At 69.8% G+C, this 16,956-nt stretch carries 20 protein-coding genes and 1 tRNA gene; 12 read left to right on the top strand and 9 right to left on the bottom strand.

Features of this window, described 5'->3' with window-relative positions:
• From ABZX10_RS04505 to pknB, 7 genes are all read left to right on the top strand, one after another.
• Nucleotides 1–702: FHA domain-containing protein (locus tag ABZX10_RS04505; RefSeq protein ID WP_355534978.1), on the top strand; the 702-nt coding region annotated here is incomplete at its 5' end.
• 95 nt (nt 703–797) lie between these two features.
• Nucleotides 798–1,262, top strand: coding sequence for an FHA domain-containing protein (locus ABZX10_RS04510; RefSeq protein ID WP_355534980.1), 465 nt, complete (start codon nt 798–800; stop codon nt 1,260–1,262).
• The gene (locus ABZX10_RS04515; protein WP_355534982.1) at nt 1,259–2,716 is read left to right on the top strand and encodes a protein phosphatase 2C domain-containing protein; all 1,458 of its coding nucleotides are present in this window, start codon (nt 1,259–1,261) and stop codon (nt 2,714–2,716) included. The genes ABZX10_RS04510 and ABZX10_RS04515 overlap by 4 nt, the downstream gene beginning before the upstream one ends.
• Nucleotides 2,717–2,784: 68 nt before the next feature.
• Complete coding sequence (locus ABZX10_RS04520; protein WP_355535672.1) at nt 2,785–4,134, top strand: FtsW/RodA/SpoVE family cell cycle protein; 1,350 nt, start codon at nt 2,785–2,787, stop codon at nt 4,132–4,134.
• The gene (locus tag ABZX10_RS04525) at nt 4,131–5,645 is read left to right on the top strand and encodes a penicillin-binding protein 2 (RefSeq protein WP_355534984.1); all 1,515 of its coding nucleotides are present in this window, start codon (nt 4,131–4,133) and stop codon (nt 5,643–5,645) included. Before ABZX10_RS04520 ends, ABZX10_RS04525 begins: the two co-directional genes overlap by 4 nt.
• Nucleotides 5,645–7,096 (top strand): serine/threonine-protein kinase, encoded by a 1,452-nt coding sequence (locus ABZX10_RS04530; protein ID WP_355534986.1) that lies wholly within the window; start codon nt 5,645–5,647, stop codon nt 7,094–7,096. The genes ABZX10_RS04525 and ABZX10_RS04530 overlap by 1 nt, the downstream gene beginning before the upstream one ends.
• Complete coding sequence (gene pknB / locus ABZX10_RS04535; RefSeq protein WP_355534988.1) at nt 7,093–9,084, top strand: Stk1 family PASTA domain-containing Ser/Thr kinase; 1,992 nt, start codon at nt 7,093–7,095, stop codon at nt 9,082–9,084. Before ABZX10_RS04530 ends, pknB begins: the two co-directional genes overlap by 4 nt.
• Nucleotides 9,085–9,147: 63 nt before the next feature.
• Here pknB and ABZX10_RS04540 read toward each other — a convergent pair whose 3' ends face one another.
• A complete protein-coding gene (locus ABZX10_RS04540; RefSeq protein ID WP_355534990.1) occupies nt 9,148–9,789 on the bottom strand; it encodes an aminodeoxychorismate/anthranilate synthase component II in 642 nt (213 codons plus the stop codon).
• An 81-nt stretch (nt 9,790–9,870) separates the two neighbouring features.
• Between ABZX10_RS04540 and crgA the strand changes: the two genes are divergently transcribed.
• Both crgA and ABZX10_RS04550 read left to right on the top strand, forming a co-directional pair.
• Entirely contained in the window at nt 9,871–10,164 is a 294-nt protein-coding gene (gene crgA, locus ABZX10_RS04545) for a cell division protein CrgA (protein ID WP_355534992.1), read from the top strand.
• Between the two features lie 54 nt (nt 10,165–10,218).
• Nucleotides 10,219–10,623, top strand: coding sequence for a PH domain-containing protein (locus ABZX10_RS04550; protein WP_355534995.1), 405 nt, complete (start codon nt 10,219–10,221; stop codon nt 10,621–10,623).
• Between the two features lie 4 nt (nt 10,624–10,627).
• Here the strand turns inward: ABZX10_RS04550 and ABZX10_RS04555 are convergent, their stop codons facing one another.
• Together ABZX10_RS04555 and ABZX10_RS04560 are read right to left on the bottom strand one after the other, a co-directional pair.
• Complete coding sequence (locus ABZX10_RS04555) at nt 10,628–11,179, bottom strand: C40 family peptidase (protein ID WP_355534997.1); 552 nt, start codon at nt 11,177–11,179, stop codon at nt 10,628–10,630.
• A 364-nt stretch (nt 11,180–11,543) separates the two neighbouring features.
• Nucleotides 11,544–12,077 (bottom strand): peptidylprolyl isomerase, encoded by a 534-nt coding sequence (locus ABZX10_RS04560; protein WP_355534999.1) that lies wholly within the window; start codon nt 12,075–12,077, stop codon nt 11,544–11,546.
• A gap of 101 nt (nt 12,078–12,178) precedes the next feature.
• Here ABZX10_RS04560 and ABZX10_RS04565 point away from each other — a divergent pair, with 101 nt between their 5' ends.
• Nucleotides 12,179–12,694 (top strand): hypothetical protein, encoded by a 516-nt coding sequence (locus tag ABZX10_RS04565; RefSeq protein ID WP_355535001.1) that lies wholly within the window; start codon nt 12,179–12,181, stop codon nt 12,692–12,694.
• A gap of 54 nt (nt 12,695–12,748) precedes the next feature.
• Here the strand turns inward: ABZX10_RS04565 and ABZX10_RS04570 are convergent, their stop codons facing one another.
• From ABZX10_RS04570 to ABZX10_RS04580, 3 genes are read right to left on the bottom strand one after another with little or no spacing between them, the layout of a single operon-like run.
• The gene (locus tag ABZX10_RS04570) at nt 12,749–12,922 is read right to left on the bottom strand and encodes a hypothetical protein (RefSeq protein WP_355535003.1); all 174 of its coding nucleotides are present in this window, start codon (nt 12,920–12,922) and stop codon (nt 12,749–12,751) included.
• Between the two features lie 43 nt (nt 12,923–12,965).
• Nucleotides 12,966–13,724 (bottom strand): CbtA family protein, encoded by a 759-nt coding sequence (locus ABZX10_RS04575; RefSeq protein WP_355535005.1) that lies wholly within the window; start codon nt 13,722–13,724, stop codon nt 12,966–12,968.
• Nucleotides 13,725–13,737: 13 nt separating this feature from the next.
• Nucleotides 13,738–13,950 (bottom strand): CbtB-domain containing protein, encoded by a 213-nt coding sequence (locus ABZX10_RS04580; protein ID WP_355535007.1) that lies wholly within the window; start codon nt 13,948–13,950, stop codon nt 13,738–13,740.
• 479 nt (nt 13,951–14,429) lie between these two features.
• On the opposite strand from ABZX10_RS04580, the gene ABZX10_RS04585 reads away from it, so the two are divergent.
• Nucleotides 14,430–14,747: a hypothetical protein gene (locus tag ABZX10_RS04585; protein ID WP_355535009.1), complete on the top strand. Its 318-nt coding sequence runs from the start codon at nt 14,430–14,432 to the stop codon at nt 14,745–14,747.
• Nucleotides 14,748–15,009: 262 nt separating this feature from the next.
• Here the strand turns inward: ABZX10_RS04585 and ABZX10_RS04590 are convergent.
• Nucleotides 15,010–15,095, bottom strand: a tRNA-Ala gene (locus tag ABZX10_RS04590).
• Nucleotides 15,096–15,186: 91 nt separating this feature from the next.
• On the opposite strand from ABZX10_RS04590, the gene ABZX10_RS04595 reads away from it, so the two are divergent.
• Nucleotides 15,187–15,432 (top strand): hypothetical protein, encoded by a 246-nt coding sequence (locus tag ABZX10_RS04595; RefSeq protein WP_355535011.1) that lies wholly within the window; start codon nt 15,187–15,189, stop codon nt 15,430–15,432.
• Nucleotides 15,433–15,468: 36 nt separating this feature from the next.
• Here ABZX10_RS04595 and ABZX10_RS04600 read toward each other — a convergent pair whose 3' ends face one another.
• Both ABZX10_RS04600 and ABZX10_RS04605 read right to left on the bottom strand, forming a co-directional pair.
• On the bottom strand, nt 15,469–15,696 hold the full coding sequence (locus ABZX10_RS04600) for a hypothetical protein (RefSeq protein ID WP_355535013.1): 228 nt from the start codon (nt 15,694–15,696) through the stop codon (nt 15,469–15,471).
• Between the two features lie 284 nt (nt 15,697–15,980).
• The gene (locus ABZX10_RS04605) at nt 15,981–16,829 is read right to left on the bottom strand and encodes a phage major capsid protein (RefSeq protein ID WP_355535015.1); all 849 of its coding nucleotides are present in this window, start codon (nt 16,827–16,829) and stop codon (nt 15,981–15,983) included.
• Between the last annotated feature and the right edge of the window lie 127 nt (nt 16,830–16,956).

Below are 16,956 nucleotides of genomic sequence, written 5' to 3' on the forward strand. Positions count from 1 at the left end.
TACGGTCAGCAGAACTACCAGCAGCCCGCCTACGACCAGGGCTACCAGCAGCACGGCCAGCAGGGCTACGACCAGGGCGGCTACCAGCAGCAGGGCGGCTACGACCAGAACTACGGTCAGCAGAACTACCAGCAGCCCGCCTACGACCAGGGCTACCAGCAGCACGGCCAGCAGGGCTACGACCAGGGCGGCTACCAGCAGCAGGGCGGTTACGACCAGAACTACGCCCAGCAGCCCGGGTACGACCAGAACTACGGTCAGCAGAACTACCAGCAGCCCGCCTACGACCAGGGCTACCAGCAGCAGGGCTACGACCAGGGATACGCCCAGCCGGCCCAGCAGGGGTACGACCAGGGCTACGGCCAGCAGCCCGCCTACGACCAGGGCTACGCTCAGCCCCAGGGCGGCTACCAGGCGCAGGCCGTGACGTTGTACCTCGAGGACGGCTCCAACCGCACCTTCGCGCTCCGCGAGGGCACGAACGTCATCGGCCGCGGCCAGGACGCCCAGTTCCGTCTCCCCGACACGGGCGTCTCGCGGCGGCACGTCGAGATCCGCTGGGACGGCTACGCCGCCGTCCTCAACGACCTCGGCTCCACCAACGGGACCTCGGTCAACGACGTGCCCGTCTCCAACTGGGAGCTCGCCGACGGTGACCGCATCCGCGTCGGCCACTCCGACATCGTGGTCCGCTTCCAGTAGATTTCACGTGGGGGCGGCGCAAGCACGCCCGTGACAAGCGCCCGGCCGCCGGGCGCCGAGCGCGTGTGCGTCGACAGGACCAGGAGGGAGACACCGTGCAGGGACTCGTGCTGCAGCTGACCCGGGCGGGTTTCCTCCTGCTGCTCTGGCTCTGTGTCTGGCTGGTCATCAGCGCGCTCCGCACGGACGCCCGCCTCGCCTCGGGCCTGCGCCCGCGGCAGAAGGAGGCCAAGGCGCCCCGTCGGGCCCTGTTCTCCCGCACCAGCAAGGTCGCGAAGTACCTCGTGGTCACCCACGGCCCTCTCGCGAACACGCGGATCACCCTCGGCCAACAGCCCGTGCTCATCGGCCGCGCCGACGACTCCACCCTCGTCCTCAACGACGACTACGCCTCGACCAGGCACGCACGCCTCTCCCGCGACGGTGACGACTGGTACGTCGAGGACCTCGGGTCCACGAACGGCACCTATCTGGCCCGCAACAAGGTCACCACTCCCACCCGCGTCCCATTGGGCACCCCGGTGCGCGTGGGCAAGACAGTGATCGAGTTGCGCCCGTGAGCCTCGTCCTTCGATATGCAGCGCGCTCCGACCGGGGCCTCGTCCGTAGCAACAACGAGGACTCCGTGTACGCCGGCGCACGGCTGCTCGCCCTGGCCGACGGCATGGGCGGCCACGCCGCCGGCGAGGTCGCCTCGCAGCTGATGATCGCCGCGCTCGAACCGCTCGACGACGACGAGCCCGGCGGCGACCTCCTCGGCACGCTCGAGGACGCCATGATCGCCGGCAACGAGACCATCGCCGACCAGGTCGCCGAGGACCCCGAACTCGACGGCATGGGCACCACGTTGACCGCGATCCTGTTCGCCGGGTCCAAGCTGGGCCTGATCCACGTCGGCGATTCCCGCGGCTACCTGCGACGCGACGGCCAGCTCACCCGCATCACCAAGGACGACACCTTCGTCCAGACCCTCGTCGACGAGGGCCGGATCACCGCCGAGCAGGCACACACCCACCCGCAGCGCTCACTGATCATGAAGGCCCTCACCGGCCACGAGGTCGAGCCCACCCTCACGCTGCGCGAGGCCAAGGACGGCGACGTCTACATGCTGTGCTCCGACGGCCTCTCGGACGTCGTCAGTGACGAGACCATCGGCGAGACCCTCGCCCTGGCCAGCGAAGACGTCGGGGCCGCCGCGGACCGTCTGATCGAGCTCGCGCTCCGCTCCGGCGGCCCGGACAACGTCACCGTCGTCGTGGCGCGGGTCGAGGACAGCAGCTTCGGCCAGAGCCGCCCCATCGTCGGCGGCGCCGCGAACGACGACGACGAGGACTACGTCCCCCCGGCCAACACCGCAGCCGGCCGTGCCGCCGCGCTCCGGCCCCCGCGCAAGGCGCCCCGTCGGGTCGTGGCGACGGAGGTCGACGAGGCGGACGAGCCCGCCCGCCGCTCCCGCCGCAAGTGGATCGCGCTCGCCGCGGTCCTCGTGCTGCTCGTCGCCGGCGGTATCGGGCTGCTCGTGACCCGGTCCGTCGTGAACTCGAGCTACTTCGTGGCCTCGACCGACAAGGGCACCATCGCGATCTCGCACGGCGTGAAGGTCTCCCTGTTCGGTCGTGCGCTGAACACCCAGCAGGAGGTCGTCTGCATCGCCGACGCCCCCGCCGACGGGCGCGCGCCGCAGGGCTGCACACCGCTCACCGTCGACGATCTGACCCCGCGCGGACGGGCCAGCCTGGCCGGCCTGCCCTACGCGAGCTCGCTCGACGATGCCCGCGAGCAGGCCAAGAACCTCATCGAACGGGTCAACCTCGTCGAACGCTGCGCGATCACCACCGAGGTGGACCCCTCACCCGCCCCGCACCCGACGGACCCGAGCGCCCCGTCGCCGACGGTGACCCCGACGGTCGCACCCCCCGCGGGCGAGACCCTCGCGCCGCCGCCCGCACCCGTCACCCGGGTCGTCACCCAGACCTCGACGCCCGAGCGGCCGTGCCGCGGAGGGCCCTCGTGACGTCCGGCGTCAGCACCCCCGGCACGGGCATCGCGCTCGACCCGAACCGCCGTTCCCGGACCCAGGAGCTGGTCCTGCTCGGCGCCGCCACGGTGGTGACGGGCACCTCGCTCGCGCTCGTCGAATGGGCGCAGGAACAGCGCCTCACGCTCGACCTCGCGAAGTACGTCGTCGCGTTCGTCGTGCTCTACGGCGCGGCGCACTACGCGGTGCGCCGGTTCGCGCCCCACGCAGACCCGGTCATCCTGCCGGTCGTGGCCATGCTCAACGGCCTGGGCCTCGTGCTGATCCACCGCCTCGACCTGGGCAACGCCCACGCCGAGAACGGGCGCGTCAGCCAGACGCAGGAGGCCAACCAGCAGGTCCTGTGGACCCTGCTGGGCCTCGCGGTCATGGTCGGTGTGCTCGCGCTGTTGCGCGATCACCGGACGCTGTCGAAGTACGCGTACACGATCGGCCTGGGCGGGGTCGTGTTCCTCGCGCTGCCGGCCCTGCTGCCGGCGAGCCTGTCGGAGATCAACGGCTCCAAGAACTGGATCAAGACGCCGCTGTTCAACATCCAGCCCAACGAGGTCAGCAAGATCCTGCTGATCATCTTCACCGCGGCGTTCCTGGTGTCCAAGCGCGACCTGTTCACCTCGGCGGGCCGGCGCGTGCTGGGCGTCGACCTCCCGCGCGCGCGGGACCTCGCGCCGCTGCTGCTCGTCTGGCTGCTCGCGATCGCCGTCCTCGGCATCGAGAACGACCTCGGCACGCCGATGCTCATCTTCTTCACCGTCCTGGCCATGGTCTACATCGCCACCGAGCGCATCGGCTGGATCGTGGTGGGCCTGAGCCTCGCGGTCGTCGGCGCCGTCGCGGCGTACCAACTCTTCCCGCACCTGCGGGTGCGGGTCGAGGTGTGGCAGGACCCGTTCGCCACGTACGAGACCATCGGCTATCAGCCCGCGCAGGCGCTGTTCTCCCTGGCCACGGGCGGTCTCGCCGGGACCGGCCTCGGCTCCGGCCGGCCCACGATGGTGCCCTTCGCGTCCACCGACTTCATCATCGCCGCGATCGGTGAGGAACTGGGCCTCATCGGCCTGGCCGCCGTGCTGATGCTGTTCCTGGTGCTGATCTTCCGCGGCTTCCGCGCGAGCCTGACGGTGCGCGACAGCTTCGGCAAGCTGCTCGCCGCGGGCCTGGCCTCGACGATGGCGATCCAGCTGTTCGTCGTCGTCGGCGGCGTCACCAAGCTGATCCCGCTGACCGGCCTCACCACGCCCTTCATGAGCTACGGCGGGTCGTCGCTGCTCACCAACTACGCGCTCATCGCGATCCTGCTCCGCATCTCCAACGCGGCGCGGGAGCCCAAGGTCGCGCGCAAGCCCGGCGCGCCGGTCCCCGACCGGCCGACCGAGATCGTGAAGCGCGTATGAACGCACCGATCCGCCGCATCTCCTTCGTCGTGATCCTGCTGGTGGCGGCGCTCCTCGCGAACGCCACCTGGGTGCAGGTCTTCCGCGCGTCCGAACTGCGGTCCGACACCCGCAACGAGCGCGTCCTCCTCGACGAGTACGCGCGGCAGCGCGGCTCGATCCTCGCGGGCGGCCAGGTGATGGCCCAGTCGGTCAAGACCGACGACCGGTACAAGTACCTGCGCACCTACCCCGAGCAGATGGCGCGCGCGTACGCGCCGCTGACCGGCTACTACTCGATGATCTTCAGTTCGAGCGGACTGGAGCACGCCGAGGAGTCGATACTCAACGGCAGCGACGACCGGCTCTTCGGTCGGCGCGTCGTCGACCTGCTCTCCGGTCGCGACCCGAGCGGCGGCAACGTGATCACCACGATCAACCCGACGATGCAGCGGATCGCCTACGAGAAGCTGTCGACGGCCTGCGGATCGAACGGCCCGTGCCACGGCGCGGCCGTCGCGATCGAACCGTCCACCGGCAAGATCCTGGCGATGGTCTCGACCCCCAGCTACGACCCGAACCCCCTGTCCTCGCACGACACGGACGCGGTGAACAAGACCTGGAACGAACTCAAGGACGATCCCGATAAGCCCATGGACAACCGGGCCACCGGCTGGACCTACCCCCCGGGATCGACGTTCAAGGTGATCACCACCGCGGCGGCGCTCTCGGAGAACAAGGGAATCGATCTGAACACCCGGCTCACCGCCGACAAGCAGATCACCCTGCCGGGCGGCGGCGGGACGACGCTGCAGAACTATGCGGGGATGACGTGTCCGGAATCGTCGGGCGGTACCGTCAGCCTGTTGCAGGCGTTCCAGTACTCGTGCAACACCGCGTTCGTGGACCTGGCCACGGCGAAGATGCAGGACGGAGGAGAGGCGATCAAGGCGATGGCGAACAACTTCGGCGTCAATTCGACGCCCGACCCCATCCCGCTGCGCGTCGCGCAGTCCGTCACCGGCCCCCTGTCCGACGGTGCCCAGACGGGCCAGTCGGCGATCGGGCAGCTCGACGTCGCGTTGACGCCGCTGCAGAACGCGGTGATCGCGGCGACGCTCGCCAACGGCGGCGTCCGCATGCAGCCCTATCTGGTCGACTCCTTCCAGGCACCCGACCTCACGACCTTCGGCAGCACCTCGCCCAAGCGCGTGGGCCAGGCGATCTCCCCGCAGGTCGCGGCGCAGCTGCGCGAACTGATGGTCGCGTCGGAACAGCACACGAAGGGTGCCGGCGGCAGGGTGGCGATCGCCTCCAAGACCGGCACGGCGGAACACTCACAGGGCCAGCGCGGCGGCGAAGCGCCGCACGCCTGGTACATCGGGTACGGCCCGGTGAACGACCCGAAGGTAGCGGTGGCGGTCATCATTGAAAACGGTGGAAACCAGGGCGAGGCGGCGACCGGTGGGTCGCTCGCAGCGCCGATCGGACGAGCGGTGATAGGCGCCGCGGTGAACGGGCAGGGGAACTGATGAGTCTGCAGACCGGCTCGGTGATCGCCGACCGCTACGAACTCCTCCGGCTGATCGCCACCGGCGGCATGGGCCAGGTGTGGGAGGCGATGGACACCCGCCTCGACCGGCGCGTGGCCGTCAAGGTGCTCAAGGCCGAGTTCTCGGAGGACCAGGAGTTCCTGGCCCGCTTCCGCAACGAGGCGCGGACCACCGCGGCGCTGAACCACCCGGGCATCGCCGGCGTGTACGACTACGGCGAGACCGAGGACCAGGCCGGCGGCGCGCCCCTCGCGTACCTGGTGATGGAGCTCGTCAACGGCGAGCCGCTCAACGCCGTCCTGAGCCGCCTCGGCCACCTCAGCCAGGCGCAGGCGCTGGACCTGTTGGAACAGACCGGCCGCGCCCTGCAGGTCGCGCACACCGCGGGTCTGGTGCACCGCGATGTCAAGCCCGGCAACATCCTCATCACGCCCACCGGCCAGGTGAAGATCACCGACTTCGGCATCGCCAAGGCCGTCGACGCGGCGCCCGTCACCAAGACCGGCATGGTGATGGGCACGGCGCAGTACATCTCACCGGAGCAGGCCTCGGGCGAGGACGCGACGGCCGCCTCGGACGTGTACTCCCTCGGCGTGGTCGGGTACGAATGCCTCGCCGGCAAACGGCCCTTCTCCGGCGACGGTGCCATCACCGTCGCGATGAAGCACATCCGGGACCAGCCCGAGCCGCTGCCCACCGACCTGCCGGCGCCCGTCCGCGAGCTGATCACGCTGACCCTCGGCAAGGATCCCCGGCAGCGGTACGCCAACGGCGGCGAGTTCGCCGACGCCGTCGCCGCGGTGAAGGCGGGGCAGCGCCCGCCGATGCCGCGGGGGTGGACCGGTGGCTCCGCCGGGGCCTCGCGCGCGCCGGAGACCGCCGCCACGACGATCGTGCCGCCGCCCGCACGCCCGGGCCCGCAGCCCGTGGTCCGCAACTCGACCCCCACGCCGCGGGCCGCGGCATCGTCGACCTACCCCGACGAGGGCGGCTGGACCAGGACCCAGAAGACGATCCTCGGCGCCTCCGTCGCCCTACTGCTGCTTGCAGCGGCGATCGTCGGCGGCTACCTGCTCTTGGGCGACACCGGGAACGGCACCACCACGACGCCGAGCACGACGACCGACGCGGGCACCGTCGCGCCCCCGCCGACCGGTGCCGGCACCACCGCCCGGACCGTGCCCACGACGCCCCCGCCGGCGACCCGGACGGTGACGGAGACCTCGACGGCGCAGCTGACGACCACGCCGCCCCCGCCGCCGCCGAAGCCGACCACCACGACCCCGGCACCCACGACGACCACGCCGCCGGTCACGACCACCACGGAGGCGCCGCCCACCGGACCTGAGCCGACGACGACGCCGCCCCCGCGCGGCATCTTCGGCCTGCCCATTCCCGGTGCGATCCTGCACGGAAGCGACGATCGATGACGACCCCGCCACGGCGCATCAACGACCGCTACGACCTGGGCGAGACGCTCGGGTTCGGTGGCATGTCCGAGGTGCATCTGGCCCGGGACACCCGGCTCTCCCGGGACGTCGCGATCAAGATCCTGCGCGCCGACCTGGCGCGGGATCCGAGCTTCTACGAACGTTTCCGCCGCGAGGCGCAGAACGCGGCGTCACTGAACCACCCGACGATCGTGCAGGTGTACGACACGGGTGAGGCCCAGACCTCGTCCGGGCCGCTGCCCTACATCGTCATGGAGTACGTCGACGGGGAGACCCTGCGCGACGTGCTGCGCCGCGACGGGACGATCGCCCCGCAGGCCGCGATGACCTGGATGGCCGATGTCTGTGCGGCGCTGGACTTCAGCCACCGCAACGGCATCGTGCACCGCGACATGAAGCCCGCCAACGTGATGCTCACCCGCGCGGGCGAGATCAAGGTGATGGACTTCGGCATCGCGCGCGCGATGAGCGACCCGTCGGCCGGCATGACCCAGACGGCCGCCGTGATCGGCACCGCGCAGTACCTCTCGCCGGAACAGGCCCGCGGCGACTCCGTTGACGCCCGCTCCGATGTCTACGCCGCCGGCTGCGTGATCTTCGAGCTGCTCACCGGACAGCCGCCGTTCACGGGTGATTCGCCCGTGTCCGTGGCCTATCAGCACGTCCGCGAGGACCCGCCGACGCCGTCGGCCATCCTCGACACCATCCCGCCGGAGCTGGACTCGATCACGCTCAAGGCGCTGTCGAAGAACCCGGCCAATCGCTATCAGACCGCCGGTGAGATGCGGCAGGACCTCATCCGGGTGCTCGCGGGACGCAAGCCCGAGGCACCCATGGTGCTCTCCGACGAGGAACGCGACGCGCTGCTCACCGAGCCCGCGAAGCCCCGGCGCCGGGACGCCGCCAAGACCGCACCCGTGGCGGCCGCGGCGGCCGCCGGGGCCACCACCGGGGAGGCGGACGCACCGTCGGACGACGATCCGCCGACCGAGGTCGTCAGCGCGACGCCGGCCGCGCCGCGGCGCAGGCACACCGCCCCGGCACCGTCGGGCAGCCGCTCCCGCCTCGTCATGCTGCTCTCGGCGGCGGTCATCGCGCTGGTGCTCATCGGCGGCACCACCTGGTACCTCCTCAGCAGCAGCGGCGGCGACCAGACGGCGACGGTCACCTCGCAGATCGGCGAGCCCGCGGCCGACGCCCAGGTCGCGCTGCAGAAGCTGGGCTTCACCGTCGAGGTGCAGCGCATCCCGGACAACGCCGTGCCCGCGGAGCACGTCATCTCGACCCTGCCGGGGCCCAACGCGAGCGTCGCGAAGGGCTCGACGGTGGTCATGCAGGTCTCGACGGGGCCGAAGATCGCTGCGGTCCCGGACGTCGCGAACAAGCCCGAGAAGGACGCCCGCGACATCCTGACCAAGGCCGGTTTCACCGTGGCCAAGGACGTCAAGAACGACCCGTCGCCGACCGTGGCCAAGGGCAATGTCATCTCGACGAACCCGGCGATCGGCACGAACACGCAGCAGAGCACGCCCATCCAGCTCACGATCAGCTCCGGCAAGGAGCAGGTCCGGGTGCCGGACGTCACGAACACCCAGATCGCGCAGGCGACGGCCAACCTCAAGGGCCTCGGCTTCGATGTCGACGTCCAGCAGGTGGACGACTCCGCCGCGGCCGGCACCGTCGTCGGGCAGAGCCCGAACGGCGGCCAGAACGCCGACAAGGGCAGCAAGGTCACCGTGCAGGTGTCGAAGGCCAAGCCGATCGTCATGCCGAACGTGATCAACCAGGATCAGAACGCCGCGCGCGCGGCCCTCATCCAGGCGGGCTTCTCGTCGAGCAACATCACGGTCACGGTGGACGCCGCGTCGGGCCTGTTCGACCGCGGGCAGGTCTGGAACACCGACCCCAAGCCGGGCACGCCGGTGGACTCGTCGGCCACCATCACGCTGCACGTGCGGCGCGGGTAGACCGCGCCGCACGGGCGGCGGTCCCTCCGCCCGGCGGTGCCGCCAGTGCGGTCGGCGCGGCGCTCAGGCGAGCGCCGCGGCGACCTCCTGCTCGAGCTCGGCGACGCGCGCCTCGGCGACCTGAAAGCCGCACACGGCCAGCCAGTTCGCGAGCATGCGGTGACCGCCCTGCGTGAGCACGGATTCGGGGTGGAACTGCACGCCGTGGATGGGCAGCTCGCGGTGCTGGAAGCCCATGACCACGCCGGAGTCGGTGCGCCCGGTGATCTCCAGCTCGTCGGGGATCGTGGGCTCGAGCACGGTCAGCGAGTGGTAGCGGGTCGCGGTGAAGGGGTCGGGCAGGCCGGCGAGCACGCCGTGACCGTTGTGATGCACCAGCGAGGTCTTGCCGTGCAGCAGCTCGGGCGCGCGGTCCACCGTCGCGCCGAAGACCGCGCCGATCGCCTGGTGCCCCAGGCACACGCCGAGCAGGGGGGAGGCGGCGGCGCGCGCGGCCTCGACCATGGGCATCGTCTGTCCCGCGCGCTGCGGCGTGCCGGGCCCGGGGCTCAGCAGCACACCGTCGTACTGCGCGGCCGCCGCGGCCGGATCGTCCAGTCGCGGATCGTCGTTGCGCCACACGTCCGCTTCCACGCCCAGCTGGCCGAGGTACTGGACCAGGTTGAACACGAAGCTGTCATAGTTGTCGACGACGAGGATCCGCACGTGCTCCAGCCTAGCCGGGTGGGGTCGCGGTGGTACATCCGATAACCTGGCAGGTGAAAAGCACCCAGGTAGAAGGAAGCCATGCCGAAGTCGAAGGTCCGGAAGAAGACCGATTACACGATCAACACCGCCACCGACACGCGGACGCCGGTCAAGGTGGGCGCCCCCTCGGGCCGCTGGTTCGTGGTGCTGTTCCTCGGCCTCATGCTGGCGGGTCTGGCCTGGCTGCTCGTCTACTACGTCGGCGCCGACCCGCAGGGCCTGGGCGCGCCGGGCAAGCCGCTGGAGTGGATGGCCAAGCTCGAGGCGTGGAACTTCGCCATCGGTTTCGGCCTGATGATCACCGGCCTGTTGATGACCATGTGGTGGAAGTAGCTCTGACCAGCGAAATCACATTGATGTCATTCATCCCCAGCTGTGGATAAACCTGTGGATAACTGGAGCCCGCCGCGCAGTGTCGGCGTGGTGATGCTGGTGGCGGCCGTCGCCCTGATCATCATCGCGACGCTGACGGACGCCATCGCCGACCCCGTCGGGCTCGTGCTCATCGGCGCCGGAGCCCTCGCGCTCGTGTTCCTCGGGGTGTCGGTCCTGGTGCTCCGCCCCCGCCTGCAGGCCGACGGTGCGGGCGTCACCTACCGCGGCGTGTTCGGCCGTAGGACGTTTCCGTGGGACGGCCTCGAGGTCGAGCGCACGACCACACGGCACTGGGGCCGCGAGTCGGTCCTGCTCGAGCTCACCCGTGGCGACGACCTGCTGTTCCTGGGCCGCTGGGAGCTGGGCGAAGCGCCCACACTCGTGATCCAGCAGCTCGAGGCCCTGCGCCCCGCGTGAGGCCTCAGTAGCGGCGCGCGGTGACGAAGCCGCGGATGCCCGCCACCCGTACCGGCACGCCGGACGTGACGGCCTCCACGACCTGGCCGTTGCCCACGTAGAGCGCGGCGTGGCCGCCGCCGTTGGTGATCACGACATCGCCGGGGCGCAGTTCGGCCTGCGAGACCGGGGTGCCGGCGCTCATCAGTGAGTAGCTGCTGCGGGGCACGCTCACGCCCGCCTGGTTCATCGCCCAGGTGACGAGGCCGGAACAGTCGAACGAGCTGGGGCCCGCGGCGCCGTAGGAGTAGGGCATACCGAGGCGCGTGAGCGCAGCTTGGACGACCGCGGACCGGTCGGGGCCGGCGGACTGGACCTGCGCAGCGCGGGCGGCCGGAGCCTGCGGAGCCGGGGCCTGCGGCGCGGGCACGCGGGCCGCGGGGGCCTGGGGTGCGGGCACCTGGGGCGCCGGGAGGGGTGCGGCCTGGGCCACGGCGGGTGCTGCGACGATTCCGATCACTGCGGCTGCCGCCCCGAGGGCTGCGCGCATCGTGCCGCCGGTGGTGCGGCCGGTCATGGTCTTCGTACTGTCGCTGGACACTTTCGTCGAACTCCCGACTCCGGTGGAGCGGCGTGTCGATCACGCCTCGGTCTCCACAAGATCACGGCAACGTTACGAAGCACGGACATCGGGTGTCCATCTCAGACCGCCCGTTGTGGGGTGAACATGCTCACCGAGCTGCGCCGATCGAGACCGGAGTCACATGATTCGTTGCCCGTCCGTCAATTTCTTACCGAAGAGACTCCGACATCATGAATATCCTGCGCTAAGTAATGAATCCGATGAGCTCTCCACCGGCCGCCCGACACCGTCGACCTGAGGGCATGAGAAACGCCCGGCCTCCCTGTGGGAGGCCGGGCGTTCCGGACGGTGGAGCGGACTACTGCTCGACGGTGATCGAGTTGATCGTGATGTCCTTGAGCGGACGATCGGCGCGATCGGTCTGCGCGCTGCCGATGGCGTCCACGACCTTCCGGCTGGCCTCGTCCTCGACCTCGCCGAAGATGGTGTGCCGGTTGTTGAGGTGCGGGGTCTTGCCGACGGTGATGAAGAACTGCGAGCCGTTCGTCGCCGGGCGGCCGATGTTGGCCATCGCCAGGATGTACGGGTGATCGAAGCGCAGCTCCGGGTGGAATTCGTCCACGAAGTCGTAACCCGGGCCGCCCGTGCCGGTACCGGTGGGATCACCGCCCTGGATCATGAAGCCGTCGATGATGCGGTGGAAGATCGACCCGTCGTAGAACGGACCCGTGGCCTCACCGGCCGCGTTCGTCGTGGTGTATTCCTTGGTGCCCTGCGCGAGTCCGAGGAAGTTCGCCACGGTCACGGGAGCGTGATTGCCGAACAGCGCGATACGGATGTCGCCTTCAGAGGTGTGCAGGGTCGCGTGGGCGGTAGCGTTGGAGTTGGTCACACCGCCATTCTGCCATTCTCCGCAGGTGCGAACCGGTAGAGATCGTAAGAATCCGGCGGTGGATGCACACACTCCCGTCCGCTGAAAGGATCACGCCTCCGATGGTCTCCACCCCCGTGCTCGACGATGCACCCATCGCCGCCGCCCCGTCGGCCGCTGCGAACCGCCCCACGAACACCCAACGCCTGGTCTCCGGTCTGGGCCAGAGTATCGTCGGCCCGGCGAACATCGCGCGCGCCCTGACCGGCCTCGGGCTCTCGCTCACCGGGCGCACTCTGACCGCGCTCTACCGCCTGGTGCGCTCCTGGCTCGCCCCGGCGGAGGTCGATCCCGAGCAGGCGATCACGTTGTCCGACGGTGCGCCGGACCGCCCGGCCCTGCGCAAGCCACTGGTCATCGCCGCGGCCGTCGCCCTCGTGCTCGCCCTCGGCGGCGTCGCGTTCAAGGTCCTGCGCACCCCGAAGGTCCCGCCCATCGCGCCGGAGCCGCCCCGCGTGCGGCCCGCCACCGGCGCCACCGCGGACAGCGCACCCGCACCGGTCGAGGAACTCGAGGAGGAGGTCGCAGTCGCGGTCGAGTCGGCGTCCGACGAGGACCCGCGCAAGAAGGGCGAGTAGGTCCCGGGCTCGGCGGTCGGCGCACCGTCGGGCCGCCGGACGGGCGGGCGCAGCCTAGCCGCGCCAGCCGGCGGGCTGATGCGCCTGAATGGCGACCAGCGCCCAGGCCAGCGCGATGACGAAGAAGAGGCCGTCGAGACCGCCCCAGCCCCCGCGGTAGTGGGCGGTGGCGGCCACGATGACCGAGATCAGCGCGGCCACCCAGCACAGAGCGCAGCGGCGGTTCATACCCCCAGGGTATGCCGCCGCTGCGTCGTTCGTGCGACCGACCTCAGGCCGGGACGGCGACGCGCGTCGCGTCACCCTTGCGCACGGTGAGCCGGTGCAGGAGCTCCCCGCCGACCAGCCCGATCGCGGACCACAGGATGGCCTGCGCCAGGAACGAGTAGGTCCGGAACCAGTACAGGTCGTCGGGGTCGAAACCCTTCGTCGTCGGGGCGTTCGCCGGTAGGAGCAGGCAGGCCAGGATCAGCCCCACGATCACGACGGCCCCGCCGGCCAGCGCCGCGCCGGAGGTTCCGAGGCGCGGCACCGCGGCCAGGCCGATCACCCAGGCGGCGGCGACGAGCGCGACGCAGATGGCGACCATCAGCAGGTACGCGCCGGTCCGCTCGCGGATCGTGTCCGGATCGCCCACGACCGGCGGGTTCGGCGGGTACTTCAGGTAGGGCAGGGCGTAGACCCCGGCGAACAGCGAACCGGCCACCGCCAGCGCCACCGACCGCGGCGTCCACTGCGCGAGCTTCGGCGCCGCGACGCAGTAGGCGACGGCGAAGAGGGCACCCATCGCGAGGCCGAACAGGATCAGACCCGCTCCCAGCCCCACGTTCTGCTGCATCGCGCGGGTGAACAGCTCCGGCTCGTCCATCGCCATGCCCGGGTGGGCCGCATGCTCAGCGGCGTTGCGGGCGTCTTCGAAATCGATGGCCCGGCCGATGATCGGCTCCACCATGATCCGCCCGAAGACGAACGCGAGCAGGCCTCCGATCGCCCCGGCGAGTGCGCCGCGGGCGATGACGTGCTTCTCCACGTGTGCTCCCCGATCAGTGGCAGGGGAAGCCCAGGAAATGCCGGGCGTCGTGGAAGAACTCGTGCAAGTGCATGTCGCTCCCGAACACCGAGACGGCGCCCTGGTCGATGCCGATGAAGTAGTACGCGAGCACGGCCAGGATGAGCGTGGCGCTCAGCCAGATCGCGCGACGCGAGATGTGCAGCGAGAGGTCGCCGGCGTGCGCCGTGGTGGATACGTTCGCCATGGAGGGCGCTCCTTCGTCCGGGGCTTCGCGCCCGGTCAAGCGGTTCGACGGTGCCCGGTGATCCGGGTCCGTCACCGGCGCGGGTCTGGCTTCACAGTGGCGCGACCGCTCCCGACGGGGATTCCGCATCCGGCTTCGGAAGTGTAACCCCTCGAAGGACGTCGAAACACGAAGGCGGCTCCCGGATGGACCGGAAACCGCCTGCGAGCCGAGGAACGTGATGTGTGGAGCCTAGGAGATTCGATATCTCTCGGAGTCTCCTGACTGTCCACGACGTGACTGACGGGGGTCATCGTGGCTGTTGTGGCCCTGTGGCGGTCGGTCTATCTGCAGGTTCTCCTCGACGGATTTCTTGCGCGGCCGGTGGCCGCGTTCCCAGCTCGAGGAGTCGGCAGCGGAGCGCCTCGTTCTCGGTGCGTAGTTGCTCGCCCGTATTCGCCCGTCGCGCATCCGCGACGCTGGCGTGCCACGATCAAGCTGTGGGATCAGCCATCGAAGTGACGGTGAGCGCACACTGGATCAACTCGTGGTTCCTCCGCGCCCTCACAATCCCGATTCTCACCGTGGACGGCACCGAACGCGCTTTGTCCTGGCGACAGCCTTTCCGTCTCTCGGTGGAGCCTGGTCAACACCGCGTCGCCGTCGGCGTTCGCTACCGAGGTTTCGCCGCCGTCCTCGGGCAGGAGCCGATCACGGCGCAAGTTGCCGCCGAAACGACAGTGCGCCTCCGCGCGAAGAACGGTCCGCTGAACAGCGACCCGTTCCGCATCACCGCTGTGGGGATCGACACGGAGTAGAGCCCGCCCTCTATACGGCTGCGCCGCACGCTCATTCGGTGGGTGCCGTACACGGGCGGGGCACCCACGCGGGCGGTGCTCAGGGGAGGTCAGAACCGCCGCCGCTCTGAGACCAGGGGGAAATTCATCTAGCGGAACCGCTCAGCGTTGGGGTGTTCCCAAACGTTCCAGCGAGGTGGCGATGTTCCCACCGTGTGCCCATCACAGAGCAGATAGATTGTTCTCGTGTGCAGCTCAGGTCTCTGACCTGGTGTTTCTCTTGTGGAGCCTAGGAGATTCGAACTCCTGACATCCGCCTTGCAAAGGCGAAAATGCCCGCAGGCTCGAGGCTCAAATTGCCTCTGAGCTGCAGAATAACGTCACTATAAGTCGCTCCAGATCTACCCGATTGGACACAATTGTGGGCACGATGTGGGCACACAGCGACGTAGAATCGGGCATGGCGATCAAGAGCGGGCCGATCGGGGTCGGGAAGTACGGTGACCAGCACTGCTGGTCCTGCGACGGCATGAAGTTCGCGCCCTACACCGACAACGGAGCGGATGACCTCATCTGCTTGAAGTGCCACGCGGTGAACACCACAGCGGCACCGACTTCGTGGCCGGCGCCGGTAGAGCTGCCGCTGCCGCCTCGGCGCCGCGGGATCCTCGGGGCGATCGGCAACCTGGGCGGGCTGATTCCGTAGACGGAACGCCCCCTGCTCCTCCCCCCCTGGCGGGGTCTACGCGGACCCCATCTTCTGGAAGCGGGCACCGTCGAACGGGACCACCTTCCCGTCGCCCGTGGTGCTGGGGACCGGTTTCGCGGCCGCACGCAGGCGCAGGATCTCCGCCTTCGTTCGTTCCAACGCCGGGGCGAGATTCGCCCGCAACTGCGGACTGTCCGTGAACACCTCTGCGAGCATCTGGTACCGGATCTCGGCCTCAGCGAGGTCGTCACCGGCTTCCATCGCTTCGTTCAACGTGCGGTAGATCACCTGGGGGTCTCCCTTCGATCCAGGGGGGGTGGGTGGGGGGTAGGGGGTGCCACACACACGGAGGCCTATGCCCCGAGGAGCAGGCCCAGGGGGTGGATGGGGTGCCTCCCCCTGGGGCTCAGGTGTGGCTGGTGTTGGGGTGCGCGGTCCTGGGCGCAGGTGCATCCTTGGGGCTGAAGCTGCCCTGTCGTGGGGTGTCCTTGCACGTTCCCATCGGGCGTGTTTGACGCCCAGGCCGCGCTGCTGGTGGCCGCTGGTTAGGCGGCGGGCGGGGTGACGGTGAACTTGGCGATGCGGTTGGGCTTGACGACCGCGGCTCCGAAGCGCCAGGTGCAGCGGACGGCGACCGAGTCGCTGCCGAAGTACACCTGGTCCGAGGTTGCCACCATGACGTTGCCGACGGCGCTGACGATCGCGGTTTGGTCGACGATGACGCCTGCGTTGGCCGGTACTGCCGAGCTGACGACTACGGGCACGTCGAGGAGGTAGGGCACAGCGTCGGTGGCGCCGGTGCCGAGCAGGGTGGAGTTGAAGTCCGTGCCGATCTTGAACTTGCGGAGGCTGGCCCATGCGGTCGGTGAGAGAAGAATGTGGCTGGGGCTGCCGCCGTTGCTTGCCACTGTTGCGAGGGTGTCGACGAGGACATCGAGGTCGCCGGCTACTGCGCCGCCGTTGACGATGCCGGTGGTGTTGAGCAGGCCGGCGGGCGGGGTCACGGCGGGGCTGGTCGGCTTGGCCTGCTGGAGGTAGGCGAGGTCCCCGGCCTTCGTTACGGCTCGGGCGACGGAGGTGGCGAGGAGCTCGGAGGCGTTGGGCTGGTTGAACTGTTCGCGGGAGAGTCGGAGCAGTTGGGCGATCTTCCCGGTGAACACGACGGCCTCGGATAGGGAGGGCGCGGCCTCGTCGATGGCTGCGCCTTCTGCGACGAATCCGGCGGTGGCGTCGTCGACGTACTGGCAGTGGACGGCTACAGCGTCGCCTTCGACCGCTCCGGCGACGGTGCTGGTTCGGAGGACGAGGCTGTCGGGGATCGCGTCCTGGGGTGCGACGGAGTTGACGACGGGCGACCAGGCGCCGGCGCTGTTGAGGGTGGTGATTGCGACCATGTCGGTTTTCCTTTGCGGGGTGGTCGGATACGCGTGAGCCGCGCACCGGAAGATTGGTGATTCGGTGCGCGGCTCGCGCTGTTGCCGTTGCCCGCTCGGGCGATCTTGCTGTGCCGGTTCCGGGGGT

Source organism: Tsukamurella sp. NPDC003166, from assembly GCF_040611135.1.
In the GTDB taxonomy this organism is placed as follows: domain Bacteria; phylum Actinomycetota; class Actinomycetes; order Mycobacteriales; family Mycobacteriaceae; genus Tsukamurella.

Excerpts from the sequence above, each read along its gene's own strand:
- ABZX10_RS04600 (WP_355535013.1), bottom strand. The coding sequence starts at position 15,696 with ATGGAAGCCGGTGACGACCTCGCTGAGGCCGAGATCCGGTACCAGATG.
- ABZX10_RS04595 (WP_355535011.1), top strand. The coding sequence starts at position 15,187 with ATGGCGATCAAGAGCGGGCCGATCGGGGTCGGGAAGTACGGTGACCAG.
- crgA (WP_355534992.1), top strand. The coding sequence starts at position 9,871 with ATGCCGAAGTCGAAGGTCCGGAAGAAGACCGATTACACGATCAACACC.
- ABZX10_RS04530 (WP_355534986.1), top strand. The coding sequence starts at position 5,645 with ATGAGTCTGCAGACCGGCTCGGTGATCGCCGACCGCTACGAACTCCTC.
- ABZX10_RS04580 (WP_355535007.1), bottom strand. The coding sequence starts at position 13,950 with ATGGCGAACGTATCCACCACGGCGCACGCCGGCGACCTCTCGCTGCAC.
- pknB (WP_355534988.1), top strand. The coding sequence starts at position 7,093 with ATGACGACCCCGCCACGGCGCATCAACGACCGCTACGACCTGGGCGAG.
- ABZX10_RS04605 (WP_355535015.1), bottom strand. The coding sequence starts at position 16,829 with ATGGTCGCAATCACCACCCTCAACAGCGCCGGCGCCTGGTCGCCCGTC.
- ABZX10_RS04525 (WP_355534984.1), top strand. The coding sequence starts at position 4,131 with ATGAACGCACCGATCCGCCGCATCTCCTTCGTCGTGATCCTGCTGGTG.
- ABZX10_RS04555 (WP_355534997.1), bottom strand. The coding sequence starts at position 11,179 with ATGACCGGCCGCACCACCGGCGGCACGATGCGCGCAGCCCTCGGGGCG.
- ABZX10_RS04565 (WP_355535001.1), top strand. The coding sequence starts at position 12,179 with ATGGTCTCCACCCCCGTGCTCGACGATGCACCCATCGCCGCCGCCCCG.
- ABZX10_RS04570 (WP_355535003.1), bottom strand. The coding sequence starts at position 12,922 with ATGAACCGCCGCTGCGCTCTGTGCTGGGTGGCCGCGCTGATCTCGGTC.